This window comes from Streptomyces sp. NPDC059248 (genome assembly GCF_042753905.1).
Taxonomy (GTDB): domain Bacteria; phylum Actinomycetota; class Actinomycetes; order Streptomycetales; family Streptomycetaceae; genus Streptomyces.
This window is the reverse complement of record NZ_JBHYZV010000036.1, coordinates 24,714-41,617: the sequence shown is the minus strand read 5'-3', so window position 1 is coordinate 41,617 and position 16,904 is coordinate 24,714. Positions and strand designations below refer to the sequence as shown.

General features: G+C 71.5%; 14 protein-coding genes. 6 read left to right on the top strand and 8 right to left on the bottom strand.

Annotated features, from left to right (window positions below):
- Nucleotides 1-4: 4 nt before the first annotated feature.
- From ACFXG1_RS17630 to ACFXG1_RS17610, 5 genes are all read right to left on the bottom strand, one after another.
- The gene (locus tag ACFXG1_RS17630; RefSeq protein WP_384719190.1) at nucleotides 5-787 is read right to left on the bottom strand and encodes an SDR family oxidoreductase; all 783 of its coding nucleotides are present in this window, start codon (nucleotides 785-787) and stop codon (nucleotides 5-7) included.
- A gap of 14 nt (nucleotides 788-801) precedes the next feature.
- The gene (fabG, locus tag ACFXG1_RS17625) at nucleotides 802-1,563 is read right to left on the bottom strand and encodes a 3-oxoacyl-ACP reductase FabG (protein WP_384719192.1); all 762 of its coding nucleotides are present in this window, start codon (nucleotides 1,561-1,563) and stop codon (nucleotides 802-804) included.
- Nucleotides 1,564-1,829: 266 nt separating this feature from the next.
- Nucleotides 1,830-2,213, bottom strand: coding sequence for a DUF3037 domain-containing protein (locus ACFXG1_RS17620; protein ID WP_384719194.1), 384 nt, complete (start codon nucleotides 2,211-2,213; stop codon nucleotides 1,830-1,832).
- Nucleotides 2,210-3,100, bottom strand: a complete 891-nt coding sequence (locus ACFXG1_RS17615; protein ID WP_384743372.1) for a HipA family kinase — start codon at nucleotides 3,098-3,100, stop codon at nucleotides 2,210-2,212. The genes ACFXG1_RS17620 and ACFXG1_RS17615 overlap by 4 nt, the downstream gene beginning before the upstream one ends.
- A 545-nt stretch (nucleotides 3,101-3,645) precedes the next feature.
- Nucleotides 3,646-5,835 carry an IPT/TIG domain-containing protein gene (locus ACFXG1_RS17610; RefSeq protein ID WP_384709815.1) on the bottom strand — a complete coding sequence of 730 codons (2,190 nt, stop codon included), beginning with the start codon at nucleotides 5,833-5,835 and terminating at the stop codon, nucleotides 3,646-3,648.
- A 430-nt stretch (nucleotides 5,836-6,265) separates the two neighbouring features.
- On the opposite strand from ACFXG1_RS17610, the gene ACFXG1_RS17605 reads away from it, so the two are divergent.
- The 5 genes from ACFXG1_RS17605 to ACFXG1_RS17585 all read left to right on the top strand — a co-directional run bounded on the left by ACFXG1_RS17605 (nucleotide 6,266) and on the right by ACFXG1_RS17585 (nucleotide 11,082).
- Nucleotides 6,266-7,336 carry an NAD-dependent epimerase/dehydratase family protein gene (locus ACFXG1_RS17605; RefSeq protein WP_384709812.1) on the top strand — a complete coding sequence of 357 codons (1,071 nt, stop codon included), beginning with the start codon at nucleotides 6,266-6,268 and terminating at the stop codon, nucleotides 7,334-7,336.
- Nucleotides 7,337-7,380: 44 nt separating this feature from the next.
- Entirely contained in the window at nucleotides 7,381-8,082 is a 702-nt protein-coding gene (locus tag ACFXG1_RS17600; protein WP_384709809.1) for a glycosyltransferase family 2 protein, read from the top strand.
- Nucleotides 8,079-8,717 (top strand): DUF2064 domain-containing protein, encoded by a 639-nt coding sequence (locus ACFXG1_RS17595; RefSeq protein ID WP_384709806.1) that lies wholly within the window; start codon nucleotides 8,079-8,081, stop codon nucleotides 8,715-8,717. Before ACFXG1_RS17600 ends, ACFXG1_RS17595 begins: the two co-directional genes overlap by 4 nt.
- Before the next feature lie 103 nt (nucleotides 8,718-8,820).
- A complete protein-coding gene (locus ACFXG1_RS17590) occupies nucleotides 8,821-10,266 on the top strand; it encodes a glycosyltransferase family 87 protein (RefSeq protein WP_384709803.1) in 1,446 nt (481 codons plus the stop codon).
- A 171-nt stretch (nucleotides 10,267-10,437) separates the two neighbouring features.
- Complete coding sequence (locus ACFXG1_RS17585) at nucleotides 10,438-11,082, top strand: class I SAM-dependent methyltransferase (protein WP_384709800.1); 645 nt, start codon at nucleotides 10,438-10,440, stop codon at nucleotides 11,080-11,082.
- A gap of 18 nt (nucleotides 11,083-11,100) precedes the next feature.
- Here ACFXG1_RS17585 and ACFXG1_RS17580 read toward each other — a convergent pair whose 3' ends face one another.
- Together ACFXG1_RS17580 and ACFXG1_RS17575 are read right to left on the bottom strand one after the other, a co-directional pair.
- Nucleotides 11,101-11,637, bottom strand: coding sequence for a hypothetical protein (locus ACFXG1_RS17580; RefSeq protein WP_384709797.1), 537 nt, complete (start codon nucleotides 11,635-11,637; stop codon nucleotides 11,101-11,103).
- Nucleotides 11,634-12,899 carry a molybdopterin-dependent oxidoreductase gene (locus tag ACFXG1_RS17575; RefSeq protein ID WP_384709818.1) on the bottom strand — a complete coding sequence of 422 codons (1,266 nt, stop codon included), beginning with the start codon at nucleotides 12,897-12,899 and terminating at the stop codon, nucleotides 11,634-11,636. Before ACFXG1_RS17575 ends, ACFXG1_RS17580 begins: the two co-directional genes overlap by 4 nt.
- 970 nt (nucleotides 12,900-13,869) lie before the next feature.
- Between ACFXG1_RS17575 and ACFXG1_RS17570 the strand changes: the two genes are divergently transcribed.
- Complete coding sequence (locus ACFXG1_RS17570; protein ID WP_384709794.1) at nucleotides 13,870-14,739, top strand: lytic polysaccharide monooxygenase; 870 nt, start codon at nucleotides 13,870-13,872, stop codon at nucleotides 14,737-14,739.
- Between the two features lie 270 nt (nucleotides 14,740-15,009).
- Here the strand turns inward: ACFXG1_RS17570 and htpG are convergent, their stop codons facing one another.
- A complete protein-coding gene (gene htpG / locus ACFXG1_RS17565) occupies nucleotides 15,010-16,839 on the bottom strand; it encodes a molecular chaperone HtpG (RefSeq protein WP_384709791.1) in 1,830 nt (609 codons plus the stop codon).
- Between the last annotated feature and the right edge of the window lie 65 nt (nucleotides 16,840-16,904).

The window sequence follows — 16,904 nt, the reverse complement described above, 5'->3', positions numbered from 1 at the left end:
TGGCTCAATGCACTCCGGCTGTGAGGAAGATACCTCCGTCGAGGACCAGCGTCTGCCCCGTGATCCAATCGGATTGCGCGGAGGTGAGGAACGCGGCCGCGCCCCCGATGTCCTCGGGCACCCCGAGCCGCCCCAGCGGATAGCCGGCCGCCGCCTCCGCCTCCCGTCCCTCGTACAGCGCGCGGGCGAACCGGGTCTTGACCACGGCGGGCGCGATGGCGTTGACCCGGACCCCGGGGGCGAACTCGTGCGCCAGCTGGAGGGTCAGATTCACCATGGCCGCCTTGCTCATCCCGTACGCGCCCACGAACGGCGAGGGCGCGAGCCCGGCGACGGAGGCGATGTTCACGATCGCCCCGCCGTGCTCCTTCTGCCAGGCGTGCCAGGTCCGCTGGGCGAAGCCGAGCGCCGAGATCACATTGGTCTCGTAGACCTTGCGGGCGACTCCCAGGTCGAGATCGGCGAGGGGGCCGAAGACCGGGTTGGTGCCCGCGTTGTTCACCAGGAAGTCGACCCGGCCGAAGGCGTCCATCACCCGCTCGACGGCCGCCGCCTGATGGGCCTCGTCGTGCGCCCGGCCCGCGACGCCGATCACCCGGTCGGCACCGAGCGCGGCCACCGCCGCCGCGAGCGTCTCCTCGTCGCGGCCGGTGACACAGACCCGGTCCCCCCGGGCGACCAGCGCCTCGGCGATCGCGTAGCCGATACCCCGGCTGGCGCCCGTGACCAGGGCGACCCGTCCGCTGTCGGGGACCGCGCCCGGGTCCCCCGTCGTCTCGTTCGGCATCTCGTCTCCCCCGGTCAGTCGAGCGGTCCGCCGGCGACGTACAGCACTTGTCCGGAGACGAATCCGGCGTCGTCGCCGGCGAAGAAGGCGATGGCTCCGGCGACGTCCTCGGGGCGGCCGACGCGCTGGACCGGGATCTGGGTGGCGGCCGCGGCCTGGAAGTCCTCGAAGCCCATCCCGACCCGGGCGGCGGTCTGGGCGGTCATCTCGGTGACGATGAAGCCGGGGGCGACCGCGTTGGCGGTGATGCCGAACTTGCCCAGTTCCTTGGCGAGCGTCTTGGTGAACCCCTGGAGTCCGGCCTTCACGGCCGCGTAGTTGGCCTGGCCGCGGTTGCCGAGCGCGGACGACGACGAGAGCGAGACGATCCGGCCGAATCCGGCGTCGACCATATGCTTCTGACACGCGCGGGACATCAGGAACGCCCCCTTCAGATGGACGTCCATCACCGTGTCCCAGTCGGACTCGCTCATCTTGAACAGCAGATTGTCCCGGAGTACACCCGCGTTGTTCACCAGGACGGTGGGCGGGCCGAGTTCGCCGGCGACCCGGGCGACGGCCTTCTCCACCCGGGCGGCGTCGGCGACGTCGCAGCCGACGGCGAGGGCCCGGCCGCCCGCCGCGGTGATCTTCCCGACGGTCTCGTCGCAGGCCGCCTCGTCGAGGTCGAGTACGGCGACGGCACGGCCGTCGGCGGCCAGCCGGACCGCGGTGGCGGCGCCGATGCCGCGCGCGGCGCCGGTCACGACGGCGACGCGCTGCTCGGTGGTGGACATACTGCTTCTCCTCGCCCTGGGGTGGGGCTCGTCCGCGTGGCCCGTACGACGGCGCCGGCACGGAGGTGCCGTTCCGCCGCGCACTCCGTACGCCACCCGGATGAGCGACCGCTTAGTATCGTTCCGCAGACGTGACGCTAGAAGCCGGGGCACCCGGTGTCAACGGCCCACCGGGTGCGCCGGGTCGCGGTCAGTCCCGCGGAGACGGCATCACGGTCACGGGCGCGGTCACCGGCGCGGTCACGGGCGGGCACACGGATACGGCGTCACCGCACCAGCAGCTCCAGCAGCCGGTTCAGCTCGGCCGCCGGATCCGCGGTGAGCCCGGTGTGCACCGGCCCGGGCTGGACGACCGTCGACCGGGGCGCCACCAGCCAGCGGAAGCGGCGGCCCGCGTCGTCCCCGGCGGCCTGCCCGGCCCCGTCGCCGCCCGCGCACACCCCTTCGACGGCGTGCAGGGCGGACCGCACCCCGGCCGTGTCGGCCGCCGGGTCGAGGGCCTTCAGCTTGACCTCGTCCAGCTGGGTGAGGGCGCCGATGAAGGAGTGGGCGCGGCTGTACAGCACGACCCCCGCGTTGAAGCACTCCCCGCGCTCCACCCGCGGCACCACGCGCAACAGCGCGTACTCGAAGACGACCCGCTCGTTCACGCGCCCGCACCTTCCTCGTCGGCGGCGCCCGTGAGCGCCCCTTCCCCGTCGGCCGCCGGTCCCCGGCCCTTGCCCGTCACCGGCAGTCGGCCGACCAGCCAGCCCGGCGCCTGGGAGGGCCGGGGCTTGGTGGGCTCGTCAAGGACGATGCGCTCGTGGATCGTCGCGACCCGCGACCACAGGGCCCGCGCGTAGGCCCGGCGCACCTCGTCGGTGGAGCCGAACCCGGGCTCGTCGACGAGCCATTCGTCCGGTACGTCGGCCGTGACCTCGGCCAGCAGTTCCTCGGTGACGAGCGGGGCGAGCGCGGCAGCGGCGGCGGCCACATCGGGCCGGAAGGGCGCGAGGGCGTGGTCCGACGCGTCGTACGGCTTGGCCGCGGACGCCTCGGCGCCGGGCCAGTTGTGGTGCCAGATCATGGTGGCGCCGTGGTCGATCAGCCAGAGGTCGCCGTGCCAGACCAGCATATTGGGGTTGCGCCAGGAACGGTCGACGTTGTTGATCAGGGCGTCGAACCAGACCACGCGCCCGGCCTCGACCGGGTCGACCTCGTAGGCGAGCGGATCGAACCCGATGGACCCGGGCAGATAGTCCATCCCCAGGTTCAGCCCTCCGCTGGCCTTCAGCAGCTCCTGCACCTCCTGGTCGGGCTCGCCGAGCCCGATGACCGGATCCAGCTCGATGGCGACCAGCTCGGGCACCCGCAGCCCGAGCCGCCGCGCGAGCTGCCCGCAGACCACCTCGGCGACCAGGGTCTTGCGCCCCTGCCCGGCACCGGTGAATTTCATGACATACGTACCGAGGTCGTCCGCCTCGACGATCCCGGGGAGCGAGCCGCCCTCACGCAAGGGCGTGACATAGCGGGTCGCCGTGACTTCAGTGAGCATTTTTCCAGGCTATACGGCGGGGCCGCCTGCGAATGGCGGCACCGGGTCACAACGGAGGATTGGGCGGTTCCGACCCCCGTGGGCCCTGGGGAGAGATCTGGCCGCGCCGGCCCCGTTGGCGATGGTGATGGTGAACGTGTCGCCGCAGGCGACGGTGGTGGAGGAGACGCTGACGCTGGAGGCTGCGTGGACTGCCTGGGGAACGGCCAGTAACGCTCCGGCGGCCAGGGCCAGGGGTAGCGCACCAACCACGGGCGGGACCCGGCGGACCCCGACAACCAGCAACGATGCGGTCACACCAGCGCGGCAAGAGCCCGGCCCGCGGCGGCCTCGCCACACTGACAACGGACCGGCAGCCCTCGAACGGGGAATTCATCATCTGATCGGACGGGGACGCTTACCGACCGCATGGCGTCCATGTCCGGCAGGATCCCCCGGCCTTTGGGGCCGGTGTTCGGTGGTGCGCGAGTGCGCTCACGGCCCGGGCCCGGACCTCGGCGGGGTGCCGTCGGGTCCGGGCCGGCCGCGGGTGGTTGCGGTGGTGGTCAGCAGCTGGTTGCGGTGTCTCCGGTGTCGACGGCGCAGGTGTCGCTGCCGAGGCCGCCGTTGGCGGTGTCGCCGCCCGCGCCGTCCTGGACGTCGATGCTGTCGTTGCCGAGGCTGCCGCTCATGGTGTCGGTGCCGTCCGTGTCGACGAGGACGTCGTTGCCGTTCTGGCCGTCGAGATCGTCGTCGCCCGGCCCGCCGTAGACGTGGTCGTTGCCGTTGTCGAACAGGTGGAGCAGCGACCCGAGGAGGGTCTCGCCGTAGTTGGTGTCGTTGCCGGCGTCGCCGTAGAGGTAGTCGGCGCCGTTGCCGCCGCCCAGGATGTCGTTGCCGCCGCCTCCGCGGAGGGTGTCGTCGCCGTTCTGGCCGTCGACGGTGTCGTTCCCGGGCCCGCCGTGGAGGGTGTCACTGTTGTTGCCGCCGTTGATGGTGTCGTCGCCGCCCAGGCCGCAGATGACGTCGCTGCCGTTGGTTCCGTTCAGGGTGTCGTTGCCGTTGGTGCCGGTGATCGTGCAGCCCAGGGAGTTGTCGACGGTGGTGTTCTGCGCGGCGGTGTTGTCGCCGGGGGCGGGGTCGCTCTGGGCGGCGCCGACGTTCGCGGTCGCGGTGACCGTCCCGGTCGCGGCCGGGGACAGCACCACGGTGACGGTCGCGTCCGCCGACGGGGCGAGGGTGCCGAGCGAGCAGGAGACGGTGGGCGCGGACACGCTGCACGACCCCTGGGAGGGGGTGGCGGAGACGATCCCGGCGGACGCTCCGGACAGGGTGACGGTCGTGGTGGTGCCGGTGGCGGTGGCCGGGCCGTTGTTGGTGACGGTGACCATGTCGGTGAACGTGGATCCCAGCGGTGCCGGGTCGGCGGAATCGGCGACCGACACCGCCAGATCCGCGCCGGGGACGATATAGGTGAACTCGCCCGCCGGTGTGATGGTGCTGGTGCCGCCGGGTGTGGTGACCCTGACGTCGACCGTACCGGCCGCGTGCGCGGGCGCGGTGGCGGTGCAGGAGGTCGCCGTACAGGTGACGCCGGTGGCGGGGGTTCCACCGAAGGTGATCGCGGTCGCGCCGTTCAGGTCCGTGCCGGTGATGGTCACGACGGTGCCGCCTGCGGTGGTTCCGCTGGTCGGTGAGATGCCGGTGATCTCGGGGGCGGGGATGGTGTGCAGGGCGAGTTTACGGGGGCTGCTCAGCCCGCTCGCGGCGGTGGTGGCGGTGTTGGTGGCGGTGTCGATGGCATAGAGGTACCCGGGGACGCTGGCGGCCGCGTTGACCGGGTTGGTGACGTAGACGGTGGTTCCGGTGGAGTTGACGGCGACGTCCTGGGGGATGCCGAGGCCGCCGACGGTGGTGGTGAGGGTGTCGGTGGCGGTGTCGACGACGTGAACGCCGCTGCTGAGGGGGCTGCCGCCGTAGAGGGTACTGCCGTTGGGGCTGAGGGCCACGCTGGTGGTGTTGACGGCGGCGGGGATGGTCGCGCTGACGGTGTTGGTGGCGGTGTCGACTTTGGTGATGCCCGCGCCGGCGGTGGCGACGTAGACGGCGGCGCCCGCCGGGTTGACGACGGAGCCGTAGGCGGTGGCCGACATCGGGATGCTCGTGGTCACGGTGTTGGTGGCGGTGTCGATGACGACCAGCCGGTTCGGCCCCGAGGCGGCGACGTACGCGGTGGTCCCGGCCGGGTTGAGGGTGATGCCCTGGAGGCCGCCCGCCACGGGGATGCTGGCGGTGAGGGTGTTGGTGGCCGTGTCGACGACCTCCACGACATGCGCGGTGGTGTCCGTGACATACGCGGCAGTCCCCGCGGGGTTCAGCGTGATCCCTGTGGGGATGCCCGCGAGCGGAACGGTCGCGGTGACGGTGTTGGTCGCGATGTCGATCACCGCGACCGCGTTCGCGAACCCGGTCGCCGCGTACGCGGTGGTGCCCGCGGTATTGACCGCCACGTCCTGGGCGTAGCCGCTGAGTGAGATGGACGCGGTCACGGTGCCGGTCGCGGTGTCGACGGCCGAGATGGTCTGGCCGTTGCTGTTGGTGATGTAGGCGGTGGTGTGGCCGGGCTGTACCGCCTGCGCGGACGGCCCGGTCAGAGCGACCAGGCCGGTCGCGGCGAGCATGACCGAGGCGGCGGCCGAGATCCGGCGCCGCCAGCGCCTGTACAGGGGTTTCGGCAGTGCGGTCGACTGCATCATGTGCACTCTCCCCATTCCGCGGTCCGCGGCCCGGCGGCGGAGCACGGCAGGCTCCTGCGACCAACCGGGACGGACCACGGGCAGCCCCTGGCAGCCCTACACGGACGAAACCATCCGCAGGAGCCACGAGGATCGGGACCATCCTCACGGCCACGCACCGACCCCGCGGGCAAACCATCCGGCATGACCGGAAACCCGCCATCAGCGTCCGGCACTCCGGGTGGCGCGGAGCCGGGCCCGCCGGTTCCCAAGGGCACCAGGCCGGCGGGGCGTGGACCGCGCGGACGGCGGCTGCACCGGCGGCCGGCAGATCGCCCGAGTGCCCGGACCGAGGGCAGATCGCGATCCGCCGCAAGGTGGTTGATACAGGGCCTGGGGACACCGTGCCGCCTGCGATGCGTCCGCGACGCTGCGGCATAGAGTCCTCGGTATGCGCGTATTGGTCACCGGAGGTGCGGGTTTCATCGGCTCGCACATCGTGGCGGCGCTGACCGCCCGTGGTCACGAGGCGGTTGCGCTGGATGCCCTGTTGCCGTCGTCACACGGGACATCCCCGGCGACGGGTGCGGAGCTGGTCCATGCGGATGTACGGGATCGGATCGCGCTGGCCGGCGTGTTGCGCGGGGTGGACGCGGTGAGCCATCAGGCTGCCATGGTGGGACTGGGCACCGGGTTCTCCGACGCACCGGAGTATGTGGGCTGCAACGCCCTGGGGACGGCTGTGCTGCTGGCGGCGATGGCCGAGGCGGGCGTCCGGGATCTGGTGCTGGCCGGGTCGATGGTGGTGTACGGGGAGGGCCGTTACGACTGTCCCCGCCACGGTGAGATCCGGCCGGGTCCGCGCGCGGCCGCGGATCTGGAGGCGGGCCGCTTCGAACCCCGCTGTACGGAGTGCGGTGCGGAGCTCGTCCCCGGGCTGGTGGGCGAGGACGCGCCGGCCGATCCGCGGAATGTGTACGCCACGACCAAATTGGCCCAGGAACATCTGGCCGCGGCATGGGCGCGGTCGACCGGGGGGCGGGCCGTCTCACTGAGGTACCACAATGTGTACGGGCCCGGGATGCCCCGGGACACTCCCTACGCGGGGGTGGCCTCCTTCTTCCGTTCGGCGCTGGACCGAGGCGAGGCGCCGCGGGTTTTCGAGGACGGCGGGCAGCGGCGGGATTTCGTTCATGTCCGGGATGTGGCCGCCGCGGGTGCGGTCGCGCTGGAGGCGGTGTCCGGCCGGGAGCCGGGGGCGCTGTCCGTCTACAACACCGGCAGCGGCGAGCCGCACACCGTCGGGGAGATGGCATGCGCTCTGGCCCGTGCGCACGGCGGCCCGGAGCCGGTGGTCACCGGGGAGTTCCGGTTGGGCGATGTCCGGCACATCACCGCTTCCTCGCGCAGGCTGGCCGAGGAGCTGGGGTGGCGGGCGCGGGTGGGATTCGCGGAGGGGATGACGGAGTTCGCGCACAGCGACCTCCGGGCGCCGAACGGCGGGACTCGGCGAGCGCTTTAGGCGAAATGCCCGTAAACCTGCCGTTTACCCCCTAGGGTGGGTGGGTGTCCGAGCCCACTTCCGCGGGGGTGGATGTCGTCCTTCCTTGTCTGAATGAAGCCGCCGCGCTGCCCTGGGTGCTGGCGCGCATCCCGCCGCACTGGCGGGCCATCGTCGTCGACAATGGTTCGTCGGACGGTTCGGCGGGGATCGCCGGGGCCCATGGCGCGGCCGTGGTGCACGAGCCCCGGCGGGGTTTCGGCGCCGCCTGCCACGCGGGACTCGAAGCGGCCACCGCCGACATCGTCTGCTTCTGCGACTGCGACGCCTCCCTCGATCCGGGGCTGCTGCCCGCACTGGTCGGCGCAGTGACGGCAGGTCAGGCCGATCTGATGCTCGGACGGCGACGCCCGGCCGGCCCGGGTGTCTGGCCCGTGCACGCCCGGCTGGGGAATCTGGCGCTCTCCCGGATGGTGCGCAGGCGTACGGGGCTGCGGCTGCGCGATCTCGGGCCCATGCGCGCCGCGCGCCGGGAAGCTCTGCTCGGTCTGGGACTGACCGACCGGCGCAGTGGCTATCCGCTGGAGATGGTGGTCCGCGCCGCGGACGCGGGCTGGCGGGTGCGGGAGAAGGATGTCCCCTATCTCCCCAGAGCGGGGAAGTCGAAGGTCACCGGGACCTGGCGGGGTACCTGGCAGGCGGTGCGGGACATACGGGAGGTGCTCGCCCTGCCGCCACCGCTGCCCAGCCGTGGAGACGTCCCGTGACCACGCTCCTGGTGATCGCCAAGGCACCTGTTCCGGGCCGGGTGAAGACCCGGCTCACCCCGCCCTACTCCCCGAGCCAGGCGGCCCTGCTCGCCGAGGCCGCGCTCACCGACTCACTGGCGGCCGTCGCGGACGCCCCCGTACAGCGGCGGGTCCTCGTCCTCGACGGGACGCCCGGCAGGTGGCTCCCGCGTGGTTTCGAGGTGGTGGCCCAGTGCGGCGGGTCGCTGGACGTCCGGCTGGCCGCCGCCTTCGCGCTCTGTGCCGGACCGGCTGTGCTGATCGGGATGGACACCCCGCAGGTCACTCCGGGGCTGCTCGCCCCCGCACTCGCGAGGGACGCCTGGCAGGGGTGTGACGCGTGGTTCGGACCGGCGGCCGACGGCGGATTCTGGGCGCTGGGGTTCGCGGTACCCGAGCCCGAGCTGGTGCGCGGGGTGCCGATGTCCCGGCCGGACACGGGCGCGTTGCAGCGAAGACGGCTGGTCGACGCCGGTCTCACCGTGCGTGATCTGCGGGTCGTCCGTGATGTCGACACCGCTGAGGACGCGCTCGCGGTGGCCGCCGAGGCACCGCACACCCGATTCGCCAGGGCCCTGGCCCGCCTGCCGCTCACCGGAGGTGATGCCCTCTGAGGAGGACCTGGGCCGGTGGAGGCGTACCACGGTGCGCCTCGGCGGTGGCCGTCGGGGAGCCGAGTTCAGCCGGCCGGGGGTCCCTCCCGCGAGAGCAGGCCCCATGACCAGTACACGGACCATCCGTACCGCCCTGTTCCTTGCCGCACTGGTCGCCGTCCTGGTCCTGACCGTCCGCCAGGACGGCTACCACCGCGATCCGGCGGCGCTGTTCCGGTGGTACGGGGCGTGCTGGGTGCTCTTCGCCGGCGCCGCGTGGTCGCTCCGCCGGGTCCCCGTCCGGCAGACGGCAGCCGTGGTGCTCCTCGGCGGTATCGCGGTGGCGGCCGCAGGCTTGACGGCCGCGCCCCGTACGAGCACCGACATGTTCCGTTACGCATGGGACGGCCGGGTGCAGGCCGCCGGTGTCTCCCCGTACGATCACACGCCTCGCGATCCGGCGCTGGTCTCCCTGCGCGACGGCTGGCTCTTCCCTTCCGGCTCCGCGTGCGCCGGCCCGGACACGGCACGTGTTCCGGGCCCGGCAGGGCAGATCCACTGCACCCGGATCAACCGGCCCGGAGTGCACACCATCTATCCGCCGGTCGCCGAGACGTACTTCCTGCTGGTCCACTCCGTCTCCCCGGACGGTTCCCGCCACAAGCCGCTCCAGGTGGGCGGTGCGCTGATCTCGATCGGGACCACGGCCGCCCTGCTCCTTGTGCTGCGGCGGCGCGGCGATGTCCGGTGGGCCGCGTACTGGGCGTGGTGTCCGGCGGTCCCGATCGAGGCGGTCAACAACGCGCACGTCGATGTACTGGGCGCGCTGCTCACCGTCGTGGCGCTCGGTGTCGTCGTCCGGCACCGGAGCTGGGGAGGTGCGCTGCTGGGCGGCGCCGTGGCCACGAAACTGCTGCCCGTGGTGGTGGTTCCGGGTGCGCTGAGCGGGGTGCGGCGGGTCCGGGACGCGGCGGCCGTCCTGTTGCCCGCCGCCCTGGTGACCGCACTGGTCTATCTGCCCTATGTGGTGGTGTCCCGGGATTCGGTGCTCGGCTATCTCGGCGGCTATGCAGCCGAGGAGGGGTACGACGACACCTCGTCCGCCAAGAACCGGTTCGCACTGCTGCGTCTGGTGCTGCCGGACGACTGGGCGCTGCCCGTCCTGGTGGTTGTGCTGGTCTCCGTGGTGGGGTGGGTGGTGCGGCGTGGTGATCCGGACCGGCCGTGGAGCGGTGCCCTGCTGGTCACCGGCACCGTCTTTCTGCTGCTGACGCCGGGCTACTCCTGGTACGCGCTGCTGCTCGTCGCCCTGGTCGCTCTCGACGGCCGCTGGGAGTGGCTGGGGGTCGCGCTGGCGGGTGCGGCCAAGTACGTCCTGGCCCCGGCGTTCGACGACGGATACGCGGTGGGCACCTGCGCCTATGCCATCGCGGCGGGTGGGGTACTCGTGGGCTGGGCGGTACGCCGTTCCCCTACCGGCGGGGCGCTTCCGGGGCGAGCACCGGGTCATCGTGATGTCCCCGCCCTCGGTACCGACCGGCCGGCTCGGCCCTATCCCCCGGACGGGTGAGGACCGGGCGCCTTCGCCCGGTGGGAACGCTCACCCGAACAGCCCCGCCGGCCGAGCCGGCCGGCCTCCCGGTGCACAGACTGGCCGTAATGCGTCCACCGGCGTCTTTCCCGCCATGTGCCACGCGCGGCCCGGACGCAACCGCGACCGGCCGCCGCCAGAGGGGCAGCCGTGACAGAACCCTGGACGGGCTCGGCTTACGGCTCCGCGCTGCTGGCCGGCGGGGGCCGGCTCTTTCTGCGGGGCGCGGACGGGTGGCTGCTGCCTCTGGAGCTCGACCGGTGGTGCGGGCGGGCGGACTCATGCGATCTGGCCGTCCTGCGGCGCTGCGAGGGGCCGGTGCTGGACATCGGCTGCGGCGCCGGCCGGCTCGTGGAGGCGCTGGCCTCGCGCGGGCACCGTGCCCTGGGCATCGATGTCTGCGCATCGGCCGTCGTCTCGACGTTCCGGCGCGGGGGCAGTGCCCGTCTCGGTTCGGTCTTCGACCCGCTCCCCGACGAGGGGCGCTGGGGCACCGCCCTGCTGATCGACGGGAACATCGGGATCGGCGGCGCCCCGCTCGCGCTCCTCGAACGGACTCGTCAACTGGTCCGCCCCGGTGGCCTCCTGCTCGTCGAGACCGCCGCCGCCGACATCGACACCCTCCACCATGTCCGTATCGACGACGCTCTCGGGGCGCGGGGCGCGGCCTTCCCCTGGGCCCGTGTCGGGCGCCGGGCACTGCTCCGCCACGCGCTCACCGCGGGGTGGACGGACATGGACCACTGGACCACATTCCGTGGACGTCACTTCTCCGCGCTGGCGGCCCTGTCCTGAGCGCGAACCGGGCCCGGATCACTCCGGTTGGGCCGACCGGCCGGGCCGACGCAGCCGGATCAGCAGCCAGATCGCGGACACGGCGAACAGACCGGCGCTGATCAGCAGCCACCGGCCGAGGAACACATCGGCGGGCAGCCCTGTCACGGCCGTGTAGTGGGGCACCCGGCGCAGGATCAGTGGCCACCAGACGAGCAGCAGCAGTCCCGAGAGGAAGACGGGCACCCGCAGATGGTTGACGCCCACGCGGCGGGCCGGGGCCGTGTCCGCCAAGGGGGCGTCGGACCCGCCGCTTTCCGGCACGGACCCGCCGCCTTTCGGCACGGGCCGGCCCGAGCGCGGCCGGCACAGACGCTGTGCCAGCCGGTCGGTGACGGAGTAGGCGGGCAGGAAGAGCAGATCGTGGATCAGGGCGGCTCCGGCGAACCAGATCAGTACGCCCAGTGTGTCGCCCCGGAGCAGCCGTACCCCCGCGTACATGGCCAGGGCGAAGGACGCGAGAACGAGCAGCAAATGCAGCGGGGAGGCGCCGTAGCGGTCGCGGAAGGCGCTCATACCGGCTCGCCGAAGGTGAGGCGGGTGACCCATTTGGTGTTGTGGACCCCGGGCGCGCCGGGGACGATGATCCTGGCCGGATATCCGTGATCGGCCGACAGCACCGCCCCGTTGACCCGCAGGGCCAGCAGGGAGCGTGGATCCCGGACCTGGTTGTCCCGCAGGACGGCCGAGGCGAACGCGCCTCCGCGCTGGACCGACTCCACCAGGACCTGGGGCGGATCCGTCTCCAGTCCGACCAGTGCGGCCAGATCGGCCAGCCGTACTCCTCGCCACAGTTGATCCGTTGTCGACCAGCCCTCCACGCAGGCGATCGGGAGTGCGGATTCGTGCTGGGGCAGGGCGCGCAGCTGGTCGAGGGTGAGCACGGTCCGACGGCCGCCGCCGTGCACGGTCAGCCGCCAGGCCGGACCCGTGTCGCCGGGGCGGATACCGAGGGAGGCCGCCGTCTTGTTGATCTGAAACCCGTTCGGCCCCGTCCCCGGGTCCCGCCCGTGCGGGGCGAGCACCGCCGTCCTGCGGAACCAGCCGCCCACGCTCTGCCCCACCGTGACCACCAGCAGCACCCCTGACCCCGCGCCCACCATCGCGACGGCGCCGCGGCGGGAGATGGTCGGCGCCGCCGGACGAGGCGAGATCAGTGCGGCGGACCGGTCCACGGCAGCGCCGGTGCCCGCACCACCGGCGCGTACCGCACGCAGCGCTCTGGGCAGCCGGAAGACCACATGGACCGCAAACGCGCCGATGAACACCCACGCACCGTAGAAATGAAGCGTGTAGAAGGAGCCCGGGAAGATGTAATGGAGCTGCGCGTTGAGGATGCCGGTGGCGAACTCGAACAGAGCGCCGCCCACCAGCAGGAGCAGCGACAGCCGCTCCACCGCGTGGCTGAGCGAGCGCACCGGCGGCCAGGAGAACAGCAGGGGAATGACGGACCACAGCTTCGCCAGCAGCACCGGCACGAGCACGATCCCCAGGGTGACATGGATGCCCTGGGTCACCCGGTAGATCCAGTACGGCGAGGTCGGCCAGGGGAACAGGTAGAAGCCGAGCAGCCCCTTGTCGGGTGTCTCGTCGTTGGTCCGGGCCAGGTCCGGGTTGTAGGAGGCGTACGACAGCAGCCCGGTCACGAACAGGACGGTCACGCCGAAGAGCAGAATCAGCCCGAACACGGCCGTCAGCCACGGCCCCCGCAGAGGACTGCGCCAGAACCCGGGACGCGCCGGCCCCGGCGGCGGCACGGCGGAAAGGAAGCGCGGCACCAGCCGCCGTCCACCGCCGGGAGTCTCGTCGGCCGGCTTCCGGGACGAGGCACCTGTTCGCTCGGAGCGATCCGCCTCGCCCGACGGCACTCCTTGTCGCACGGTCGGCTCCTGCCGAGCCGAGGCGGGGACGGCAGTTCCGCGGCTGCCGATTCGGGCGGTCGTTCCGTCCGGTCGTTCGGCGGGACGACGGCCTTCCGAGGGAGCCCCGCCGCCATCGTCGGAAGCCGGCTCCTCGCCGGGCGATGCATCCCGTCTTGGGGGCCCGGATTCCGACTCCGAGGGCTCCTTCCCCTCCTCACTGCTGTCCACCGATGCCCCATTCTTTTCTCCACCAGCCCGACGGCGACGCGACGCCGACACTTGGCCCACGCTGCCGCATGAGCAGGCTGCCCGAGGTCAGGCAGTGAGGCGTGCCCCGTCATCCGCCGCCGATGTCACCCGTCCGCTCCCTCAGCTGATGACCATCAAGGTGCACAGCGGTAGGCAGGTTTAGCCGACAGCGGGGAGAGACGCCCCCGCGACCCCGACCGCCGTCAGCGGGGGGTACGGGAGCCGAACCGGGCTGACCTGTCCCGTCTCATTCGATCGTGCCGATGACCAACCCCGTGACCAGTGCGGATGCAAGGAGGCGTGAGACAGGTCAAGGCCGGAGTCTCCAGCTGACGACGGCATCCTCCGCGTGGCGATCCCGGAGCCGGCTGCAAGGGCCATCCGGCCTGCGGGTCCCGGGGTACGGACGACGGAGCTCAGCCCGCGACACTCACCAGGCCGTCTCTCTCCGATCAGGGCGTGAGGCCGAGGACCTGGGCCGGTTCGCCGTCGCGAGGGCGTCCGGGCACATACCTCCTTGCTATTGGTATGTACCAATGCGATCCTGCTGGAGCAGATCACCGTCCCAACACCCCACGTATGGGTCGGTGTTGACAAGAACCTCCCGACGTCCCTACACGTACGAGAGTGAGCAACCATGTCTGCCACACGCCGCCGCGTCGCCGCCGCATCGGCTGTCGTGTCCGCCGCGACACTTCTGTCCCTGACGCCCTCACCCGCGACCGCGCACGGCTCCGTCTTCGGTCCGGCCAGCCGGGTGAGCGCTTGCTTCGCCGAAGGTCCGGAGACACCGAAATCCAAGGTCTGCAAGGACCTCGTCGCCGACTCGGGTACCCAGCCCCTGTACGACTGGAACGAGGTGAACATCGCCAATGCCGACGGCAAGCACCAGCAGATCATCCCCGACGGCAAGCTCTGTTCCGCCAACCGCCAGAAGTACCGCGCCCTGGACTGGGCCCGTACCGACTGGCCCGCCACCGCGGTGTCCGCGGGTTCCTACAACTTCAACGTGCGGATCACCGCGGCTCATCTGGGCACGATGACGATGTACATCACCAAGCCGGGCTACGACCCGACCAAGCCGCTGAAGTGGTCGGACCTCGACACGACACCGGTGGCCAGGTACGCGACGCCGCGTGCCAGCGACAACGGCTACTACCGGTTCACCGGCACACTCCCCGCCCGCACGGGCCGCCACATCGTCTACAAGGTCTGGCAGCGCCACGACAGCACCGAGGCGTTCTACGGCTGCTCGGACGTCGTCTACGGCACGGGGTCCGCCGCCACGGCCAAGGCCCCGACCCAGGCGAAGATCGACGCGGGCGCGTCGCGTTCGACCGTGAGTCACGCCGGCCACGGCGGGGACGAGCACGCCCCCGCACCGGTCGCCGCCGAGGCACAGTCCACCAACTCCACGCTGGTGGGCGCCGTGACCTGGGCGGGGGGCGCCGCCATGTTCGCCGTGGGCGCCCTGCTCTTCGGCCGCCGTCGCCGCAGGACGATCTGAACACCTTCCAGGAGGTGTGACGCCACGCCGAACACCTCCCACAGGAGAACGTGATCCGGCGGACTCGTTCCGCCACGGCATCCGTCCCGGTCCGTGCCTCTTCGGCCGAGGCGCGGGACGGGACGGAGGCCGTGTTCACACGGTGCCGTACACCGCCCGGCGGCGGGCGCGGTCTTCCACGCCCGCCGCTGCGCGACGAATCTCACGACCCCACCGGTCACGAGCTCCGACCGCGGTCACTCCGTGTGGACCCGCACAGCCGGGTACCGGTCACACCGTCCTGGCGAGACGGTCCGCGAGCAGCTTGGCGAAGCGCGCCGGGTCCGCCAGGTCGCCTCCTTCCGCGAGGAGGGCGGTGCCGTAGAGGAGCTCGGCCGTCTCGGTCAGCTCGGGGGTGTCGGCGCGCTGCTCGTGCGCGGACCTGAGCCCGGTGACCAGCGGGTGCTCGGGGTTCAGCTCCAGGATGCGCTTGACCGGCGGGACCTCCTGCCCCATCGCCTTGTACATCTTCTCCAGCGTCGGCGTGAGCCCCTCGGCGTCGCTGACGAGGCAGGCGGGCGAGCTGGTCAGCCGGGTCGTCAGCCGGACGTCCTTCACATCGTCGAGGGTCTCCTTGAGCCAGCCGAGCAGCGGCGCGTAGGTCCCGGACTCCTCCTCCGACAGCTCCTCGCCGGCGGGCAGGTCGACCGCGCCCCGCGTGACGGACCGGAGCTCCTTGCCGTCGTACTCCCGTACCCCTTCGACCCAGATCTCGTCCACCGGGTCGGTGAGCAGCAGGACCTCGTACTCCTTGGCCCGGAAGGCCTCCAGGTGCGGGGAGTTCTCGACCTGCGCCCGGCTCTCGCCGGTCATGAAGTAGATCTTGTCCTGGCCGTCCTTCATACGGGCCGCGTAGTCGGCCAGGGTGGTGGGATCCTCGCCCGCGGTGGAGGCGAAGGACGCGATGTCGAGGATCGCCTTGTGGTCCTCGGACGCGTCGAGCAGACCCTCCTTGACCGCGGAGCCGAACTCGCGCCAGAACGTGCGGTACTTCTCGGCGTCGTTCTTCATGAGGTCCTTGACGGTGGACAGGACCTTCTTCGCCAGACGGCGGCGGATCAGCTGGATGTGCCGGTCCTGCTGGAGGATCTCGCGGGAGATGTTCAGCGACAGGTCGGCCGCGTCCACGACGCCCTTGACGAAGCGGAGGTGGTCGGGCAGCAGCTCGCGGGTGTCGTCCATGATGAACACGCGCTTCACGTAGAGCTGGACGCCGTGCCGGGCGTCGCGCTGGAAGAGGTCGTGCGGGGCGCGCGACGGGATGAAGAGCAGCGCCTCGTACTCGAAGGTGCCCTCCGCCCGCATCCGGATGACGTCCAGCGGATCCGCCCAGTCGTGGCTGATGTGCCGGTAGAACTCCCGGTACTCCTCGTCCTCGACTTCGGACCGCGGCCGCGCCCAGAGCGCCTTCATCGAGTTGAGGGTGTCGTCGCCCATCCGGATGGGGAACGAGATGAAGTCCGAGTACCGCTTGACGATCTCCCGGATCTTCCCGCTGTCGGCATAGTCGTACAGCGCGTCCTCCTCGTCCGAGGGACGCAGGTGGACGGTGACCGAGGTGCCTTCCGGCGCGTCCTCGACGGTCTCGACGGTGTACGTGCCGTCACCGTCCGACTCCCAACGGACGCCGTCCGGCGTACCGGCCTTGCGCGAGAGCAGGCTGACCTTGTCGGCGACCATGAAGACGGAGTAGAAGCCGACGCCGAACTGGCCGATCAGATCTGCCGACTCCTTGTTCTCCTTGAGCCGGCGCAGGGTCTCGGCGGTACCGGAGCGGGCGATGGTGCCGATGAGGCCCACCACCTCCTCGCGGGACATGCCGATGCCGTTGTCCCGCACGGTCAGGGTGCGGGCCTCGCCGTCGGCCTCGATGTCGATGTGCAGGTCGTCGGCCCGCACCGCGTCGTCGGTGAGGCCCGTGAGACGCCGTTTGTCGAGGGCGTCGGAGGCGTTGGAGATGAGCTCGCGCAGGAAGATGTCCTTGTTCGAATAGATCGAGTGGACCATCAGCTGTAGGAGCTGCCGTGCTTCCGCCTGGAACTCCAGCGTCTCGGTGCTCATTACGTCCCTTCGCATGGCCTGGTGGGCGCAGGTCGGTCACAGGATGTGCGCGCATGCGCGCCATC